The organism is Chitinophaga sp. Ak27 (genome assembly GCF_012726295.1).
Classification (GTDB): domain Bacteria; phylum Bacteroidota; class Bacteroidia; order Chitinophagales; family Chitinophagaceae; genus Chitinophaga.
This window is the reverse complement of the sequence record NZ_JABAOB010000006.1, coordinates 26,723-46,487: the sequence shown is the minus strand read 5'-3', so window position 1 is coordinate 46,487 and position 19,765 is coordinate 26,723. Positions and strand designations below refer to the sequence as shown.

Annotated in this window: 14 protein-coding genes; 7 read left to right on the top strand and 7 right to left on the bottom strand. The window is 45.2% G+C overall.

Features of this window, described 5'->3' with window-relative positions; translation table 11 throughout:
- The first annotated feature begins 414 nt into the window (after positions 1 to 414).
- From radA to HGH90_RS19805, 6 genes are all read left to right on the top strand, one after another.
- Positions 415 to 1,791, top strand: coding sequence for a DNA repair protein RadA (gene radA / locus HGH90_RS19830; protein ID WP_168765089.1), 1,377 nt, complete (start codon positions 415 to 417; stop codon positions 1,789 to 1,791).
- Between the two features lie 21 nt (positions 1,792 to 1,812).
- Positions 1,813 to 2,502: a ComF family protein gene (locus HGH90_RS19825; protein WP_168765088.1), complete on the top strand. Its 690-nt coding sequence runs from the start codon at positions 1,813 to 1,815 to the stop codon at positions 2,500 to 2,502.
- 140 nt (positions 2,503 to 2,642) lie between these two features.
- Entirely contained in the window at positions 2,643 to 3,164 is a 522-nt protein-coding gene (locus HGH90_RS19820; RefSeq protein ID WP_168765087.1) for a glutathione peroxidase, read from the top strand.
- Between the two features lie 128 nt (positions 3,165 to 3,292).
- On the top strand, positions 3,293 to 3,847 hold the full coding sequence (locus HGH90_RS19815; RefSeq protein ID WP_168765086.1) for a hypothetical protein: 555 nt from the start codon (positions 3,293 to 3,295) through the stop codon (positions 3,845 to 3,847).
- 55 nt (positions 3,848 to 3,902) lie between these two features.
- Positions 3,903 to 5,042, top strand: coding sequence for an ATP-binding protein (locus HGH90_RS19810; protein ID WP_168765085.1), 1,140 nt, complete (start codon positions 3,903 to 3,905; stop codon positions 5,040 to 5,042).
- A 147-nt stretch (positions 5,043 to 5,189) separates the two neighbouring features.
- A complete protein-coding gene (locus tag HGH90_RS19805; RefSeq protein WP_168765084.1) occupies positions 5,190 to 6,695 on the top strand; it encodes a stage 0 sporulation family protein in 1,506 nt (501 codons plus the stop codon).
- 204 nt (positions 6,696 to 6,899) lie between these two features.
- Here HGH90_RS19805 and HGH90_RS19800 read toward each other — a convergent pair whose 3' ends face one another.
- Positions 6,900 to 7,952 carry a nucleoid-associated protein gene (locus tag HGH90_RS19800; RefSeq protein ID WP_168765083.1) on the bottom strand — a complete coding sequence of 351 codons (1,053 nt, stop codon included), beginning with the start codon at positions 7,950 to 7,952 and terminating at the stop codon, positions 6,900 to 6,902.
- 156 nt (positions 7,953 to 8,108) lie between these two features.
- Here HGH90_RS19800 and HGH90_RS19795 point away from each other — a divergent pair, with 156 nt between their 5' ends.
- Positions 8,109 to 9,014 (top strand): SMP-30/gluconolactonase/LRE family protein, encoded by a 906-nt coding sequence (locus HGH90_RS19795; RefSeq protein ID WP_168765082.1) that lies wholly within the window; start codon positions 8,109 to 8,111, stop codon positions 9,012 to 9,014.
- Positions 9,015 to 9,104: 90 nt separating this feature from the next.
- On the opposite strand, the gene HGH90_RS19790 is transcribed toward HGH90_RS19795, so the two are convergent.
- From HGH90_RS19790 to fabG, 6 genes are all read right to left on the bottom strand, one after another.
- The gene (locus HGH90_RS19790) at positions 9,105 to 12,125 is read right to left on the bottom strand and encodes a glycoside hydrolase domain-containing protein (RefSeq protein WP_248277040.1); all 3,021 of its coding nucleotides are present in this window, start codon (positions 12,123 to 12,125) and stop codon (positions 9,105 to 9,107) included.
- A 116-nt stretch (positions 12,126 to 12,241) separates the two neighbouring features.
- Positions 12,242 to 13,699 carry a RagB/SusD family nutrient uptake outer membrane protein gene (locus HGH90_RS19785; protein WP_168765081.1) on the bottom strand — a complete coding sequence of 486 codons (1,458 nt, stop codon included), beginning with the start codon at positions 13,697 to 13,699 and terminating at the stop codon, positions 12,242 to 12,244.
- Between the two features lie 21 nt (positions 13,700 to 13,720).
- Positions 13,721 to 16,891: a TonB-dependent receptor gene (locus HGH90_RS19780; protein ID WP_169191762.1), complete on the bottom strand. Its 3,171-nt coding sequence runs from the start codon at positions 16,889 to 16,891 to the stop codon at positions 13,721 to 13,723.
- A 255-nt stretch (positions 16,892 to 17,146) separates the two neighbouring features.
- Positions 17,147 to 18,247: a FecR family protein gene (locus HGH90_RS19775; protein WP_169191761.1), complete on the bottom strand. Its 1,101-nt coding sequence runs from the start codon at positions 18,245 to 18,247 to the stop codon at positions 17,147 to 17,149.
- A gap of 75 nt (positions 18,248 to 18,322) precedes the next feature.
- Positions 18,323 to 18,853 (bottom strand): RNA polymerase sigma-70 factor, encoded by a 531-nt coding sequence (locus HGH90_RS19770; RefSeq protein ID WP_168765078.1) that lies wholly within the window; start codon positions 18,851 to 18,853, stop codon positions 18,323 to 18,325.
- A 153-nt stretch (positions 18,854 to 19,006) separates the two neighbouring features.
- Positions 19,007 to 19,756: a 3-oxoacyl-[acyl-carrier-protein] reductase gene (gene fabG / locus HGH90_RS19765; RefSeq protein WP_168765077.1), complete on the bottom strand. Its 750-nt coding sequence runs from the start codon at positions 19,754 to 19,756 to the stop codon at positions 19,007 to 19,009.
- Between the last annotated feature and the right edge of the window lie 9 nt (positions 19,757 to 19,765).

Genomic DNA, 19,765 nt, shown 5'->3' with positions numbered 1-19,765 from the left:
TTTGCGTAAAAAGGCGCCTGTTTGTCATTTACAAAAAAGTATTTTATTAGTATTTTTTCATATACAAAAATGATCGACATCAAGCCTATTTATCAACATTTTACGAGTGCCCAATGAAAGTAATATTGGATAAAAACATGCGCTGAAACAAGCGATGGCAGCCACTTTGTTTGATCTGACAGATAGCTCAAAAGTTATTCACATCAATTAAATAAACTTTTTTATTCTGAAGCCATTTTGTAATTTAGACCTGAATTTAATGGGTTAGTAAGTAGAAAGAGTCAGCGGAATCTTCCGTTTGGCTCTTTTCTCTTTTACACCTTTTTACCTCCCCTTTTTCATACCCACTTTTTATCATTTCGATGCAATAAGTATAAAACCATTTACTTTGTATGCATCCTGTTTTTAAAAATTATGAGTAAAATAAGAACTGCTTTTTTCTGTCAGAATTGTGGATACGAATCAGCTAAATGGAATGGAAAATGTCCGAGTTGTGGAGAATGGAATACTTTTGTTGAGGAGAGAGTACAGAAAGATATTCCACAGAAGCAACAAGAATGGAAAAATAATGATACTCCCTCTCCCCGCACCCAAAAAATAATTAACCTTTCAGAAGTCGTTACCCGGGAAGATGAAAAAATACTGACTCCCGATAATGAATTGAATCGCGTGCTGGGAGGCGGTATAGTAGCGGGTTCCCTGGTATTGGTAGGTGGAGAGCCCGGCATCGGGAAATCGACCCTCTTCCTGCAAAATGCATTGCAGCTGAAAAATATAAAAACACTATACATCAGTGGAGAAGAAAGCGAGCAACAGATAAAAATGCGGGCCGACCGCATCCAGAATTCCAATGAGCAGTTTTACCTACTCACTGAAACATCTACGCAAACCATTTTCCAGGAAATCAGGAAACTACAGCCTCAACTGGTGATTGTTGACTCCATCCAAACGCTGCATTCTCCTTTTATAGAATCTGCGCCAGGCAGCGTTTCCCAAATCAGGGAAACCACTGCTGAGCTGCAACGTTTCGCTAAAGAAAGCAATATCCCCGTTTTCCTCATCGGCCACATCACAAAAGATGGTTCAATTGCCGGCCCTAAAGTGCTGGAGCATATGGTGGATACCGTATTGCAATTTGAAGGTGATCAACATTACGCCTACCGCATTTTACGCACGATCAAAAACAGGTTTGGCTCCACTGCCGAACTGGGTATTTATGAAATGACCGGCACCGGGCTGCGACAGGTAACCAACCCCTCTGAAATTCTTATCTCGCAACGGGAAGATCTCCTGAGCGGAGTAGCAATAGCCGCTACTATGGAAGGAATGCGCCCATTACTGGTAGAAGTGCAGGCGCTCGTTACCCAATCTGTTTATGGTACGCCTCAACGTACCGCTACGGGTTTTGATTTGCGCAGGTTGCAGCTGCTGCTGGCCGTACTGGAAAAACGCGGCGGCTTCCATTTCGGCGTAAAAGATGTATTCCTTAATATTGCCGGCGGTATTCGGGTGGAAGATCCGGCCATCGACCTGGCAGTTTTGTGTGCCTTGTTATCTTCTTATGAAGACACCGCTATTTCACCCAAAATATGTTTTTCTGGAGAAGTAGGACTGAGTGGAGAGATAAGAGCTGTAAACCGCATTGAACAAAGAATTGCAGAAGCGGAAAAACTGGGCTTCGAAAAAATTTTTATCTCCCGTTATAACAAAAAAGGAATTGATTTCAGTAAATTCCATATTGAAGTTATTCCTGTAGGAAGAGTGGAAGAAGTATACCAGCGACTCTTTTAACCCCTTTTAAAACATACTTTCATGCTTACCCGTTTGTTATCCCCCCTGGTTCATTTATTTTATCCGCATTGCTGCGAGCTGTGTGGTACAGATCTGCCGGCAACCGGCGATCTTCTATGTTTACGTTGCTGGCAAACATTACCTGTCACCGGTTTTCACCGTTACCCTGATAATCCGGTGGCTAACATTTTCAATGGCCGTGTAACCGTACAACAAGCTACTGCCACCTATTATTACACCCAGTCATCCGGTGTACAACAACTCATTCACCGGTTCAAGTACCGGCAACGGCCCGATATTGCCGTGTCACTGGGAAAACAAACCGGGTATCAATTATCTGAAAGTACCTGGATACCAGGCATTGACTTCCTCGTACCGGTTCCACTGTTTCCACACAAAGAAAAGTTACGTGGCTACAATCAGGCCACTCAGCTGGCTAATGGCATTGCACAGGTAATCGCATTGCCGGTATATCCCAAAACACTGAGCCGGCTGCAGTTTACCGCTACTCAAACCAGGAAAGGGCGGGCTGCCCGTTGGCAAAATGTAGCCGCCGCTTTCCAGGTAAATGGCAACCAGGTAAACGGATCACACGTATTACTGGTAGACGATGTGATTACCACCGGCGCTACTACCGAAGCTTGCTGCACGGCCCTGGTACACGCCGGCGCCAGGGTAAGCGTATGTTGTATTGCTTTCGCCTGGAGCTAAATACCATAACGATTAAATACTGTTAAATACCTGACAGGCAGCTCATTAACACGGTTAAAAAAGATGCCGTTTTTTCGCCCGGGAATATTAACTTTACAAACATCTGCAATCATTTAATCAGTCTTTATAAAAACTACGATATGTTCCGTTTAGCAATCTTGTCAATAATGATGTTTTTTGCTTCTTCTCACCTTTACGACTTTAAAGTAGATGCAGTGGATGGCGGGAAAATAGATTTTTCCAAATACAAAGGAAAAAAAGTGTTGATCGTAAATACCGCTTCTCTTTGCGGTAACACCCCACAATACGAAGGTTTAGAAAAGCTTTATAAGAAATACCAGAATAAGCTGGTGATTGTAGGATTTCCGGCTAATAATTTTGGTTCCCAGGAACCAGGCAGCAACAAGGAAATCCAGGAGTTCTGCACAAAAAAATATGCAGTGACCTTTCCCATGGCAGCCAAAATATCTGTAAAGGGCACCGACATTCACCCCTTGTATAAATGGCTGTTGGAAGAAAGTAAAGCCAAACACTTTGAACCAGCCGAAGTAACCTGGAACTTCCAGAAGTACCTGCTGGATGAAAAGGGAAACCTGGTGGCGGTATTTTCCCCAAAAACGCAGCCTGAGTCTGCGGAAGTAATTGCAGCTATAGAAAAATAAAATATAGATAAGGCATTTCGCCTGTTGCCAACTTTGTGTTTAAACTTTTTTATGCAGACGCCTGCTTAAACGTGTATTCGTTTAAGTGAGTGCCTGTCATTTACTGTTCACAATCGGCAACTATATTCATGAAACAACCAATCACCTACAGACGAACACTGCTGCTGACTGCGGCCCTATACGCTTTCATTATTGGTTTCACCGCCTGCCAGCATCCCATCGATGATCCTTCTTTTTCATGCCCTGACATGGACATGACAGCTTCTCTAAATGGCCAAACGCGCAAAATGATGCAGACCAACAGTATTCTCTTCCGGCAGGAAACTGATTCGGGGGGGCTTAAATACTGGAGCATGGAATCAATTTCCGATTCCTTTAAGATAGTGCTGAATGTGACTGATGGCATGTTTAATCAAAACGCCATTAAAAATGATACGATTCATCTGGATACCTTTACATTCCGGCGAGGCAGCACCAATCCGATACACAAAGGGCTGGTGATGGCAGGGATTTACAACGCTAACGGCAGCTATGATTTCTTTAATACCGACTCTTCTGCTATCATTATCCGTTGGATAAATACCAAACGTCAGGTAATAGCTGGTAACTTTTTCTTTACAGCCGACAATAAAAGGGTTATGGGGAGCGGTACCTTCAACAGTGCCTGTTATGTGACACAGTGAACAAGAGCGCTTCTCCGCCCCGTCCTGATTAGCCCCTTTTTATTATCTTGCGTCCATGCTATTTTCAGATATCATAGGACAAGCAGACATTAAGCAACAACTCATCCTGTCTGTTCAACATAACCGGCTCAGTCATGCCATGATATTGCTGGCACCAGAGGGAGCTGGTGGTCTTCCCCTGGCCCTGGCCTTTACCCAATACCTGGTTTGTGAAAACAAGCAGGAGCAGGATGCCTGTGGACAATGCGCGGCCTGTACCAAGGCTGCCCAGTTTGTGCACCCGGATATCCACTACTCCTATCCTGTTATTCCGCGTAAAGCGGGAGACAAGCCGGTAAGTACGGATTATATCAGCGAATGGCGGGAATTTGTGACCACGCATCCTTATGGTAATGCTTATGACTGGCTCCAGTTTATAGGAGCAGAAAACAAACAGGGCAATATCACGGCCACCGAATGCCAGGATATCATTCATAAACTGAACCTGAAAAGCTTCGAAAGCGGATATAAGATACTGGTGATGTGGATGCCGGAATACCTCGGCAATGAAGGCAACCGTTTATTAAAACTGATTGAAGAACCACCCGCCAATACCCTTTTCATCCTGGTAGCAGAAAACCAGGAACAGATCCTGGCCACTATCTTATCCAGGACCCACCTGATAAGAATAAATGCCCTGGCCAAGCAGGACCTGGTAAAAGCTTTGGAAGAACAAAACAACGTGCCGGCTGCCAGGGCACAGCAAATTGCCACGATTACCGCGGGCAATTACCGGGAGGCACTATATCTCTTACAACATTCCGACGACGATTACCATGAATTGCTTCGTAACTGGCTCAATCATCTGTTTACTGGTAACCGGGTAGCCCTCCAGGAATGGATTGAAGGGATTTCCAGTGCCAAAACCGGCAGGGAAAACCAAAAGCAGTTTCTTCGCTATTTCATTAACCTGCTGGAACACACCATCAGGTTGCAGTATATCGATCGGAGCCTGCTAGCCTTTTCGGAGGAAGAAATGGATTTTGCGGCCAAACTGGCTAAACTGGCCAACCTGGAGCAAATGCAACAAATTGCCGATGCACTGAATAATGCCAGCTATTATATTGAGCGGAATGCAAACGGAAAAATGCTATTTCATGCATTGTCACTCAAGCTCCAATATATATTTAAAAAGAAACCTTTACCGGTTCTGTAATTAGCTTCGGAGTGCTAAGGGGCTTATCGACTGCTTTTCCCTATCTTTGTTGCTTCCGGCCTTTTGTTTTTCTGGAAGGAAAAACGTATTTTGAAGAACTGGAATAACCTGAAATGCTTATTTATAAAATTTAAACTAATTAATAATATGGCTTGTGCCGGATGTGGTACGGGTGTGGATGGGAAGCCGTCAGGATGCAAGAGTAATGGAGGATGCAGCACAGGAGGTTGTAACAGACTGAATGTATTTGATTGGCTGTCCAATATTCCCCTTGGTGATAGCTTAGCACCATTTGACATTATAGAGGTAAGTTTTAACAATGGCAGCCGCAAAGACTTTTTCCGGAATGTGACCAAACAACTCTTTGATAAAGGAGAAATGGTAACAGTGGAAGGAGTGAGCGGATTTGACGTTGGCACAGTGAGCCTGACAGGCGAACTGGTAAAACTCCAGATGAAGAAGCGACGCGCGGAAGATACACCCGAAGTAAAAAAAATTCTCCGTCGTTCTACCAACGATGACCTGCAACGAATGAGTGACAACAAGGCCCGCGAGAAGGAAGCCCTCATTAAATCGAGAGCGCTTGCCCGTAACCTGGGGCTTGAAATGAAACTCGCAGAAGTGGAAATACAGGCCGATGGCCGTAAAGCCACCTTCTTCTACACCGCAGATGATCGCGTTGATTTCCGTGAACTCATTAAAGTGTATGCCTCCGAATTCAGGGCCAAAGTGGAAATGCGCCAGATAGGCGCCCGCCAGGAAGCCGGAAAAGTAGGAGGTATCGGCAGCTGTGGCCGGGAGCTCTGTTGCTCTACCTGGCTATCAGATTTCAAAAGCGTAAATACCACTGCCGCCCGTTATCAGAACTTGTCTATTAACCAGGCAAAGTTATCCGGGCAATGCGGCCGCCTGAAATGCTGCCTCAACTATGAACTGGACACCTACCTGGATGCCCTGAAAGACTTCCCCGAAGATGCCGATAATATCGAAACTGCCGGTGGGGTAGCTCATCTCCAAAAAAGAGATATCTTCAAAAGCCTCATGTGGTACTCCTACGAAGGCAGTAACAAACAATATCCACTTACTATTTCCAGGGCCAAAGAAATACGCCTGCTCAATAAACAGGGTATTAAACCGGATGATCTGAAACCAGTGGAAGTGGTAACAGCCAAACCTAAGGAAGCGGATCTGGGGTATGCAGATGTGGTGGGACAAATCAGTCTTAAATCTCTCGAGAAGACCGCCCAGAAGCGTAAACAAAAAGATAAAGACAAACAAAAACAACAGCGGGGCGAACAAAAGCCCGCCTCACAAGGACAACCTAAAAGCGATCAGCCCAAAGGTGGTCAGAAGCCAGACAACCGGCAACAACAATCGGAGCGCAGATCCAGACAGGAGAACCGTCCGCAGCAACAACAACGGCAGCAAGGCCAGGGAGGACAGCCCAGGCAGGGACGCGAGCAACAGCCTCGTCCTGAACAACAGGCCCGCCCCGATCAGGGAAGAGAACAAAGGGAACCAAGGCAGCAGGGGCCTAAACAGCAACAACCTGCCCAGGGCCAGGGACCTAAGCAAGACAAACGGCCGCCCAGGCACCATCATAAAAAGCCTGGCCAGCAAAGCAAGAACAGCAATCCCGAAAAGGGAGCCTAAATAACAAATAAAAAAGACAACCATGATGGTTGTCTTTTTTATTGCCTGTTCCTGGCAGCATGCATTTTAAAAATAAAAGGCCGCCCAGACGAGGCAGCCTTTGTTAACAATTGGTTTTTGCTTATGAGAAAATTGTAAATATGCTATCTTATCCCTCTTCACAAAATCAACCGCACAGCTGCCCTTAGTGTCTGCTACACCTGTCTACGCCTCATTTTCAAATAATAGCTTATAATAGTTCATGTTGGTCGCCTCATCAAATCCCCGCTCTATCATTTCACGATTCCCATGAATATATATATGAAAATTCTTATCTAATTTCAATATGCTCTTAAATACTTTCTGCTGTTTCTTAACAGCAGGTGCAGATATCTCAAACTCATCAGGGATGTCTTGCTGAAAGTGGTTTGCATATTCATTCCGGTATTCCTTGAAAGAAGCAATGGCATCAGGGTGTCCTAAAACTTCTTTGGCAAAATCGTCCAGCTGAAATTGCTCTTTCTCTTTAAAATAAGCAGCCGATTTATTTAACAAATCTACCTGGTCTACCCTATCCATTTCATACTCTGTTGGCAGCTTATTGTGTATAAACTGTTTGCACATGTCCACTGCTGTTTCTGTTTGCAGGTAGCTATCTTCCCGGCGCTGTACCTGTAAAAAGGCATCCTTCCAGTACACCGCCTCGGTTTGTTTACTGTTGCTGTCTACAATACTTACTTTAAAACCTTCAGATTCTTCGGTGTTAAAAACCAGGCAGCCTTTATCCAGCTTATTAATATTTATTCCATCCTCGTAATTAACCTGGTAGTTCTCGTCTGACAGAAATACTTTCAAATAGGTATCGCGATTCTCAGATTTAAAAATGCCTATGGCTTCCACTTCTTCACCATCCACAAGACACTTGCTAAAGTAGGCTATATAAAGCTCGCCCCCTTTGATTTTAGGATGGGTGGAATGTTTATATAGATGTTTGGCAATATTGATCGACTGCTCCTGGAAGTCGTTCTGGTCAGTAAATATACGCCGACAATATTGAAAAATTTCATTCAATTCCAGATCTGCATCATGCCGGAACCTGAAATATTCTGCTGCGTTGGCAAATGGTTGAATAAAATACGTGATCAATAACTGGCTGATCGTTTCATCCTCCAGCTGCAGTGGCGCCTTAGAACACAGTAGCGCCTCATCATTGGAGGAGTTTCCTACCTTGTGAATCGTCAGCTGCGCCAAATCTTTAAACTCCGAAACATGGATCATGGGCGCAAAATTAATAAATTAGTTGACAGGCCACCGATTCGTTTATAACGGTAATTATTTCTTGATAATTTCATTACACAACAACCCATCTCTCCGTACTCCTCCCGTAAAATTCTGAAATTGTTTTTTAATTTAAAGCTCCAAAACCAATAATACATGAAAATACAGATATGCCTCCTCGCAATGCTGACTGCGTGGGGATTACCCGTGCTAGCACAACAAAAAACAAGTAACCTGCCGGTGTTTGAAGCCCACGACCTGACTGCAGAAAATATGTTCTCGGTCAATATCGAAGGACCCAACTTTGACAAATCAGGTAATTTTTATGTCGTTAATTTCAAACAGGATGGTACTGTAGGAAAGATCAATACCAAAACCGGTACCGGCGAAATATTCGTGACACTGCCCGATAGCAGCGTTGCCAATGGTATTCACTTCAATAGCAAAGGTACCATGTTCCTGCCCGACTTCATCCGCCACAATGTATTAACGGTGGATATGAAGACCAAAAAAACAGCTGTATTTGTGCACTCCGATAAATTCAACCAACCTAACGACCTGTGTATCAATAGCAAGGACCAGATCTTTGTAACAGATCCCAAATGGGCCGACAATACCGGGCAACTCTGGCGCATAGATCCTAAAAATCGTCAGCTTGTTTTACTAGAAGGCAATATGGGTACCACCAATGGAATAGAACTAAGTCCCGACGAAAAAACACTGTATGTGAATGAAAGCGTGCAGCGGAAAATATGGAAGTACCGGGTAGACAAAGCGGGAAACATCTCCCACAAAACCCTCTTCGCGTCTTTCGCCGACTACGGTTTTGATGGCATGAAATGCGATAAAGTAGGTAATCTTTATATAGCCCGCTGGGGTAAAGGGGTAATTGCGGTGCTATCTCCCAAAGGAAAATTAATACAGGAAATACCCTTGAAAGGAAAGCAATGCAGCAACCTGGTATTTGGCGACAAAGACGGGAAAACCGTGTATGTTACCCTGCAGGACAGGAAGTGCGTAGAAATATTCCGGGTAAATATACCGGGAAGAAAATTTGAGTAAGTAATTCACGCAAAGAAACAAAGGAGCAAAGACGCTAAGGTTATAGATAACTTAACGTCTTTGCTCCTTTGTTTCTTTGCGTGATAATTTCTATTTAATAATTAACAGCCATCCTTTATTTTTTGGTACCGGGATGCTGGCATCCTTGCCAAAAACCTGGCCCCGCTGGAAATTACGTATATCCGGCGCCGTAATCGTTGCCCGGACGGGGTCTATCCCCAGGGCTTTCCAGTCGATACTCAGTTTAACAGCCACGTCTTCCGGCGCCCAACTGGCTATAGATACCAGTACTCCCCCATCTTTCCGGTAAATCGTAGCCGGCACCAACGGATTATTGGTCTTCACCGGATTATTATCTACCCAGTACCCAATCATTTTACTTCCCTGTATGCCAAAATCGTCCCATACTTTCCAGATTGGACGGGGATCTGAGTTTTCCGTCCATGGCATACGGTTAGTCATGCCGTAAATCATACCTCTCCACTGGTTGCCGCCGTCCTGCAACATTTCGCCCATTAGGCCAAATGGAATACCACTCACTTCGGTGAGGAAGAAATCAGGACTATTTTGCTCATAATCGAAATATTCGCCGAACCAAAGCCGGTTCAGGTAAGGGAAATGCTCCATATACAACACTGCGCTGTTAATAAACCCATCGGATTTATTGTACTGGTTAGCAGAGTGTAAATCGATAATCCCAGGGTGATTATCTTTTGTCAGCACCCTTTTTACCCGCTTCATAGTTACCCGGTCGAAAGCCACATCATCAAGATAAATACCGTCGATACCTACGTTTTGTACCAGCCAGTTCATGCCTTCTACATAGTAATTATGCCAGCGATTCATCCCACTGTTAATGATGGCAGCGTCTTTGAATTCCGGCACAAACCAGGCAGCAATATAGTCTTTGGCGATATGCTCCTGCAACCAGGAAAAGCCGCCTCCATTACCAGGGCTGTATACTTCATGCCCCAGGCTCCGCAATGGGAAAGTTTCCCAGGCATGGTTAGACAGCTCTCTGACCGTATTATAAATTTTCACTTTGAGTCCTTTGCTATGGGCCTCCTCTATATAATCCTTCATTTTCTTCCACTCAATAAATGGGTAGTTGATCCAGGGATTAATATCGTTGCCATGGTGGATATTCACTACGGTTGCTCCGGTAGCTTTAATGCTATCCAGGTTGTGATACCTGTGATAGAAGCGGGTAGCCCATTGAAAGTCGGTATTAATTGGGTGAAAGGGTGTTATGATGAGGTGGAAGTTATAGTACAACACGTCTCCTTTGTGCATAGTTCTTTCTCCGCTGTAGCTGTTTACCAGTATAGCGGTTCCTTTTTCGCCAATAGTAATACCGCCTTTGTTGCCATTCCCCCAGGAAGTGGGTAACAGTAAAGGTTTCTGGAGGTAAAAATTTGTATTTAATGGACGCACATAGTTTTCATCGCGGAGATTGAACTGGATACCGGCGTTCACATCTCCAATCCAGGCGCCGTCCTGGTTTTTATGTGCCACATCCCATTTCCAGTCGATCTTTTCGGGGCGTAGGCCACCTTTCTGGTTAAGGCCCATCATATACCTGGCAGCACCTTTATCGAACGGCAGGTGCATGGTAATTTCTTTCAGGGCTACATCCTCCAGGGCCGTTACTTTTACGGTATAGTCGAGGAAACCATCAAATTCGAGTGCTGCATTTACCTCCATTTGCAGGCCAGTAGCGGTATTGATGGCTTTCCAGCTGATTTTACCGGCTTCCCGGGAAGTAAGCTGCCAGCCTTGACGAGCCCATATCAAATCCTTGCCTGTAGCAGCAGAGATAAAGTGAAAGTGTACCGGTTCTGTAAATATGTTCTTGGGCTGCGTGGTGAGCGATGTCATTTCAGGCGTAAAAAACGTTTGTATCTGTGCCGGGAAACCATCTTTATTGATACCGATTTTGCGGCCCAATAAGCTGATCACGCTATCTTTCATTTCCAGCGGCGTATAAGGTGCAATCACGGTGTTATCCTGTGCCAGCGTGGAGTTGAGCCATTTCAACCGGGTTTGTTTCCAGGGCTCATTAAAGCCTCCGTTCACCGCCAGTTTATTCGTTACCGTGATAGTGAGGCGGATAGGCATATCGGGCATGTCGGCCGCCTTTAAAACGGCGACTCCTTTATAAATGCCCGGTGCTGCATTCTCTGGTACATCAATCCCGCACCACAGGGCCTGTACTTTACCGGCAGGAATATTTACGGTGGCGCTAAACGGCCTGGCATCATAGGTAGTGCCATTGGTATTAATACAATTCAGCTGGGCCGCTGGAATGGTTTTGCCATTACCGGCGCTCAGGTCACCAAACGTAACCTGTACATCCTTCATGTCCCGGCGGGCATAAATGCCCAGCTGAAAGGCATAGTACTCTCCTTTATCGGCTATTCCGGCGAAAATCTGTGAAGGTCCTTTCTTTATCCAGCGCTGGGGTAGGTCGTCGGTCATTTTAATGGGAAACTGGCGGTCTTCCGGGAATACCATATATCCGCCCCCCGGATGTTTGAGCTTCAGCTGCTGCATTTCGGCAGCAGTAGCAATCACTTCCATGGGATAAAAAGAGTTGAAGGTATCTATCGACTCCAGCTCTTTCACCGTGGTATTGGGTTTTATGCCATCCGAAACTGTTTGCAACCAGGTATTATCGGCAGTTTGTTCCGGCGCCAGGTACACGCCTTTCGGATAGTTATTCCTGCCTTCATTTTTGGAAGGCAGGTAGTATATATAGTATTCGCCTTTACCGGAAGTAGGTTCAAAGCAGATGTCGCCCTGCTCACGGGTAAGCGCCAACGTTTTTACATTGGCTACTTTCTGTTTTGTTTTTGCATCCTCTATGATGATGCGTTTTGCTTCGGGATGTTCATCGCGCCGGCGCCATGGGATTACCACGCGGGCCACATTGGCTGCTCCGTTAAAAGTAACTACCGCCCGGTGGTTACCTAGCGAATCCGCATTCCAGTTATTATTTCCGGAGGTATACTTCAGCTCCTGGGCCTGTGCGGCGGTAAGAAAGCAGAAGGCAAATCCTGCCAGTAACAATCCTTTTCTGTAATGGCGGAAATGATGGCTGTACTGATACATGTAGACTAAGAATTTTTTAAATGTTCACCGGTTATAAATTTACTACTGTTGGCTCTTCTTTTCCGGATTATTTTATAAAAGCGAAAGCCCCATTCAAGGGGCTTTCATCAGGTATTTTATTGTATTGGGTTCTGTACCAGGTTGGGGTCCAGCAATATTTCCTGTTGTGGGATGAAGTGTACTACCCTGGCATCGGTATAAGAAACTGTTTGCGGATTGGTTTGTACACCCGGGTAATTACGGTATACATTTCTGTTGTTGCGGAACAGGTCAAACACACGATGTGTTTCAAAAGCCAGCTCCAGGCGGCGTTCATCCAGTACTACGTCCAGCACCGAAGCGTAGCCTTTCAGATCGGTGGGCGTAAATAATGCAGCGCCGCTCAGGCCAGCCCGCTGGCGGATTATGTTCACATCTGCGATGGCAGCAGCATTGTTGCCCAGCTTGGCATTGGCCTCTGCCCGGACCAGGTACATTTCTGCCAAACGCAATACTACCGGGGAACTAAGTGTAGGTACGTTATCCTGGTTAGAGTATTTGAGAATATACCATTTAGGCACACCATTGCGGGTGGCCAGCACTTTATTCCCGTTGGCATCGGTCGTATATACAGCTTGTACAAATTTATTTCTTACATCTTCCGGATGTTTATGCAACAGATCGAGGTAGGACTGGGATGCATAAATTTCGCCATAGCCCATACCACCGGGCGACATATAATACATAGAACCGATAGAGCTCCAGGTACGGTCGTCCTGTAAAGTGTGGTGAATGGCAAAGATAGTTTCCTTGTTATTCTCGTTACTCTTGGTATAATAACCGGGTAAATCAGATGTAGATACCAGGGAATAATTACCAGAGGTAATCACGGAATCGGCATAGATACGTGCCGAGTCATTTTTACCCATATAGAGATATACCCTTGCCAACAGCGCCATAGCAGCACTTTTGGAGGCATAGCTATTGGTATTGGAATTATCCATCAGGCCAGTGCCCTTCTTTAAATCGGCAACTATTTGCCCGTATACATCCTTCACTGTATTGCGCGCAGGCAAAGCGTTGATATCAAACTTAGTAATAACAGGTATGCCTGGATTAGTTTCGGGGCTTTGTGTATAAGGACGACCGAAGCTCCGTACCAGGCCAAAGTGAACAAAGGCGCGAATGAAAAGGTTTTCACCAATCATTTCATTAATAGCAGCCGATTTCCCTTCGGGCATTACTGCCAGGAGTTTGTTGGCGCCATTGATGGCTTTATAGCCCATACGCCAGATCTGCAGCGTGTTTCCCTGGTTGGTCAGGTGGCCGTAGGTATAAGAGTAAAACAGCGGATCGGTGGTGGCACCGCTGAGTGCTACATCATCACTGGGAAACTCTCCCATCTGGAAATAATTGCGTGTAAAATTTTCCTCCTTCAACAACGCATAGTTTCCTGCAGTAGCCGCCGGCCACTTGGTTTCATCATTCAGGATGTTGGAATCCGGTAATGCACTATATGGGTCTTTCTTCAATGAACAGGAAGTTGCCATTGATAGCAGCAACAGGCCTGCAAAATATTTTGACATGTGTTTCATGATAATCTCTTTTAGCTCCTGTTAAAAATTAATTTCAAGGCCTGCAAACCACTTGGTGCTGGATGGGTACTTAATGGAGTTGATACCGCGATCATCTACTTCAGGATCCAGACCAGAGAATTTGGTTAATGTCCACAGGTTATCACCGCCGATAGAAATTCTGGCGTTGCCAATATGCACGCGGTCCAGCCAGGCTTTAGGCAATGCATAGCTCAGGTTAACATTTCTTAAACGCAGGTAGCTACCGTCTTCCAGGAAGCGGGAAGATGGTTTATGTGAATTTTTGTTACCCTTGATTTTAAATAATGGGTGGGTGGCATTGTCCCCGGGCTTCTGCCAACGGCTCCAGCCATTATCCAGCTCCATCATATTATAGGTATAGTAAGCGCCGTCGTTGTCCATCAGCTCCCGGGTGCTGTTATACACCTGGTTACCCGAAACAAAGGCCAGGAAGGCACTCAACTGAAAGTTTTTGTAGGAGAAAGTATTACGCATACCTCCGAAGAACTTCGGCGTAGCAGAACCTACAATTTGCAGAGAGGCATCGTTGTAATTATTAGTCGTGGTTTTACCGGTTACTTTACCATCGGCATCCGTAATCAGCTTTTCCCATAGTGGGTCACCATTAGACGGATCTACGCCGGCCCATTTACGCATATAGAAGCTGCGCATGTCTTGTCCCTGGCGTAATACAAAATAACCGTTGATAGGATCTATGATCTGGTCTTTACCACCGTATAATTCTGTTACCCTGTTTTTGTTGAAGCCAATATTGAAATCGGTGCTCCATTTAAACGCACCCACCAGGTTATCGGTACTAAGGCTGATTTCAATTCCCTTATTACGTACGGACCCAACGTTCTGTGAAATGTAGCTATAGCCGGCGGTTCCGGGCAGAGGTACATTAAACAGCAGGTCTTTGTTATCTTTCTGATAAAGTTCCAGTGTCAGGTTAATCCGGTTGAATAAACCCAGGTCGATACCGATGTTGGAATTGTACGCTTTTTCCCAGGAAAGATTCGGTACATTATAAATGCTTTGGTAAGCGCCGGGAAATCCATTGTACTGGGTATTGATGGCATAGGCGCCAATAGCGCTATAGTCGCCTATTTCGGCATTACCGGTAGTACCATAACTGGCTCTCAGTTTCAGGTTGGTAATGGCTTTGATCTGCTTGATGAAGTTTTCTTCGGAGATAGCCCAGGAAGCACCAAACGCATAGAAGTTACCATATTGCTGGTTAGCACCGAATTTGGAAGAGCCATCTCTTCTAAAGGAAGAGGTGAAATAATATTTATAATCGTAGTTATAGTTGGCCTGAACAAAGTAGGAATTGAAGGCGCGATCTATCTTAGAGCCTCCGATAGACATTGGGGCAGAAGTACCATCCAGTACACTTACCCCTTGTATAATACCTTTGCCTTTTGCGTTAATATCATTTAGGTGAGTTTGCTGGAATTCAGCGCCTACCAGTCCATCCAGGTTATGTTTCTTGTTGATGGTATATCTTGCCCTTAACAGGTTGGAGCTGATATAGCTGGAAGTATCCTGGTAGTAGTTGTACAGGTTACCACGATCGTCGGAACCGGCGGATGTTCTTACATCCCCATTGCTTTCCTGGTTAAAATGATAATATTGTGCGCGGTTGGTCGTACTGAAAGACAACCATTTGGTAATGTCGTATTCCAGCTTCACCAATGCTTCGAGCGACTGCCTTTTATTTTTGGTATAGTTATATTGTTGGTCATACAGGAAGTTAGTCATATCCCTTCCGTACCAGTTGTCTGCCGTGAGTGGGTTTACCGGCTTGCCTTGTGCATCGTAGGCCTTATCCCAGGGCAGGTTGGTATAGTATTGATACAACGAACCGTTGGAATTATCTTTATCAGATGTTTGGGTTCCGGCCACGTTAAAGGTAACGCGGAATTTATCGGTAATGTTGTGGTCGAGGTTGAGGCGTGTGCTGAAGCGCTCTACACCTGTACCTTTCAGGATACCATCTTCTTTATAGTAGTTACCGCCGAGGTAGAATTTAGTTTTTTCATTTCCGCCGCTGGTAGATAGTTCGTAGTTCTGATTGGAGGCATTCTGGAAGGCCAGTTTTTGCCAGTTTGTATTTATATTCCGGAGAGATGGATCTAACTTGGCTCCTGCGGCGGTTTGCAGGTCATACAGTTCGGTACCGTTCATCAGGTGAAAGTGTCCGGTATTGAGGTGGGCCGTTCCTACATTGGTGCGGAAGTTGACCTGTGTTTTACCGGCTTTACCTCTTTTAGTAGTGATAACCATTACGCCATTGGCTGCGCGGGCGCCATATAGCGTGGTAGCTGCCGCATCTTTCAGGATGGTCACACTTTCGATGTCGCTGGGGTTGGGTAATCCGCCGATGATTCCATCTACCACTACCAGCGGAGAGTTACCGGCAGTTAATGTACCGTTACCACGGATACGGATGGCTGGCGCTGCTGCCGGGTCGCCGGAGCTGTTACCGACAAATACGCCACTCACTTTACCCTGGAGCATTTTGTCCATGCTGCCGGCGGTAACATCTTTCAGTTTGGCGCCGCTTACCGCTTGTGCAGCCCCGGTGAGGTTTTTGGTGGTAGTAGTGGTGTAGCCCATTACTACTACTTCTTCCAGTTTTTTGGTATCTCCGTCCAGTTTTACATTAATTTCCTGCCGGCTGCCCACCACTAATTTTTGTGGTGTATAGCCGATAAAGGAAAACACCAGTACGCTACTTTCGGAAGGCGCCGTAATAGTATATTTCCCCGTAGCATCTGTTACTGCACCAATGGTAGTTCCTTCTACGGCTACGGTTACGCCAGGCAGCGGTTCTTTTGTAACAGCATCTGTTACATAACCGGTTACTTTTACTTGTGCGGTATTGATGGGAGTAATCACTACCAGGTTGTTTTCCAATACCCGGTAAGTTACGTTGGTACTGTTAATGAGCAGCTTCAGGATATCATTGATCTTTTTGTCCTTTACATCAATAGTGACCGTCTTATTTAAATCCGTGAAGTTCTCGTTATAGAAGAAGCGATAATTGCTGCTGTTTTCAATGAGCTTAAATACTTCTTTTACACTAGTATTTTCAGCGTGTAGTTCTTTTATTTTATCCTGCGCAAAAGCGCCAGCAGATACTTGTAAAAAACTTCCGAAAATCAGCAGCCCCGTCAATTTTGTCATGAGCAAGAATTTTCGCCCGGGGCAAAAAAATGCCGCCAGGTTTGCAGTGGATTTCATAAACTTGTATAGATTTTAGTTAAACGAATGATTACGGTGGATGCCCGTCGCAAAGGCATTTCACCATCAAGTGATGTTCGTTGATTGGGGTAAGTCGCATTACCCCAATTTTTTTAGTTGTTCATACCGTACATGTAAGTTGATTTTACAGGTTATTGAATAATACTTCTTCCTATATTCACCGGTAATTTTACCGGTCTAAAATGCTTTTAAATATTTGTTTTTCAATTCGTTATCTAGCTGCAGCGTCACTACTCCGTTATCAATGGAATATTTTAGCGGCGCGGTTAACTTCAGGATATTTAATACCTGTTCAAGGGTCTCCTGGCGGAAGGTGCCACTGAACCGGTATTCTTTTAGTTCCTGATCTTTAAAAATCACCTTTACATTAAACCTGCGTTCCATGGTGATGGCCAGTTCGTCCAGGGTTTGAGCGGCCACCATCCAGTTGCCGTCTTTCCAGGAGGTGTATATTTCTGTATCTTTTACCTCCTGGCTCTCTATTGGGGTAGCGGTGCTGCTATCTCCCGGGTTATTGATCTTTTTCTGTTGTTCACCTTTGTTGATAGATATGGTTTTGTTATACACCACATGCTGGTGAGGCTTCATCATGATTCCGAAAGGCGTTTTAGTGTTGCTCCCATCAATTTTCACTTCCCCTTCTACCAGGGTGGTTACCACCGTTTTATCTTCCGGGTAAGCCTTCACGTTGAAAGAGGTGCCGAGTGCGAGTATCCGCAGATCCGAAGCCTTTACCGTAAAGGGTTTCTGCGCATTGGTATGTACTTTAAAAAATGCTTCTCCTTCCAGTTTTACTTCACGGCCGCGAACATTGTAAGATTGTGCGTATTGCAACTTACTGCCTGCATTCAGCCATACTTCCGTGCCGTCAGACAATTCAATTTTGGTGGTAGCCCCTTTGGGGCTGATCACGGTTACGATCGCGTTATTGCTATCGTTCTTCCGGGATACAGACCAGGCATATACCAGCCCTCCGCCAATCAGGAACGGCAGTGTATAGGATGCTGCTATCCGGAGATAATTTTTCCATTTGCTCACTTTTACCACCGGTGTTATGCTCATACTTTGCTGCACACTATCCCAGGCGGCGAGAGTATCATAATTCCCTGGTTGTGCCGTCATTTGCCAGGCATCCCTCAGTTGCAGGAAATAAGCCTGGTTTGCTGGCGTTTCATTGATCCACTGCTCCAGTATTTCTTGTGCATCCCCGGAAATATTACCGGACAAAAAGTGCGCGATCAGGTCATCTACCTGCTCCTGTGTATAGTTAAGCCCCATAATCTCTGTAAACAGATACTAAGACAACATTCCGGAACAAACAGGGTGACAAGCGTAAAAAAAATTCTTTTCAGTTTAATCGTTCACTTTCAGCAGGGGGAGTAGCTCATCCCGCAATCGTTGCAGCGCGCGGGTCATTTGGGTTTTAACGGTATTGACAGAGATGCCCAGGTGGCGGGATATTTCGGGATAACTCAATTGTTCGAAGCGACTGAGGCGAAACACATCCTGGCATTGCGGGGGCAGTTTCCGGATGGCTTTCTCCGCCAGTATTTCCAGCTCAGCGTGTTCCAGCTTTTCAACGGGCGAATGGGTAGACGCCATACTGAGCAGGGAGATACGGGATTCCACCTGTTGCAGTAATTCGTTACTATACCTCGCTCTTACCTTATGTTGTTTAATATAATTAAGACAGTTATTTTGTACAGCCCTGTATAGATATGCCTTTTCAGACACCTGGATATCCAGGTCGTCAAACTTCTCCCATATTTTCATGAAGGTGTCCTGTACAATTTCCTCCGCTAATTCATGCCTGTTTACAAAATCATAAGCAAATGTGCAGAGCGCGGGGTAATACTTCTTGAATAACGATTCAAAAGTGGGCATTCGATGTTGTTGCTGGGCAATATTTTTACTTCGTTCCTCCAAAATCTATAGTCATCCTCACCATGTTCACTGTGCCGAAAAGATACGGAAACTAGCCCCAATAAAAAAACGCGGGTTTATAGCCCGCGTTTTTCTACTATTTAATTAATTGAATTACATACACAAACCACCGCAAGCGCTGATCGTTTGGCCGGTTACATAGCTGCTCATATCGGAAGCCAGGAACAGGCATACATTGGCGATATCTTCAGGTGTACCAAAGCGGGCCAATGGAATTTGCTGAATATAGTTGGCTGCCCCTTCTCCTTCTTTGAGGTATTGGGTCATATCTGTTTCCACGAAGCCCGGCGCCACCGCATTACAACGGATGTTACGGCTACCCAGTTCCTGCGCAATGGATTTGGAGAATCCGATAATACCGGCTTTCGAAGCGGCATAGCTGCTCTGCCCGGCATTACCCATGATACCTATCACAGAGCTCATGTTAATGATGCTGCCGCTCTTTGCCTTCATCATAGGGCGTATTACCTGCTTGGTCATATTGTATACGCTCTTCAGGTTGATGTTCATTACATCATCCCATTGATCTGGGCTCATGCGGAGCAGGAGATTATCTTTGGAGATACCAGCGTTATTAACACAGATATCTATTTTGCCGAATTCTTTCAGTACATCTGCTACCAGTGTTTCGCACTCTTCGTATACGCCGGCATTGGATTTATATGCTTTGGCTTTAACACCCAAAGCAGTCAGTTTTGCTTCAAGGGCTTTGGCTTTCTCATCAGAGCTTACATAGGTAAATGCTACGTCAGCTCCCTGTGCTGCAAATTTTAAAGCAATGGCTTCTCCGATACCACGGCTGGCGCCTGTAACTATCGCTACTTTGTTCTCCAGTAATTTCATGTTATAGTT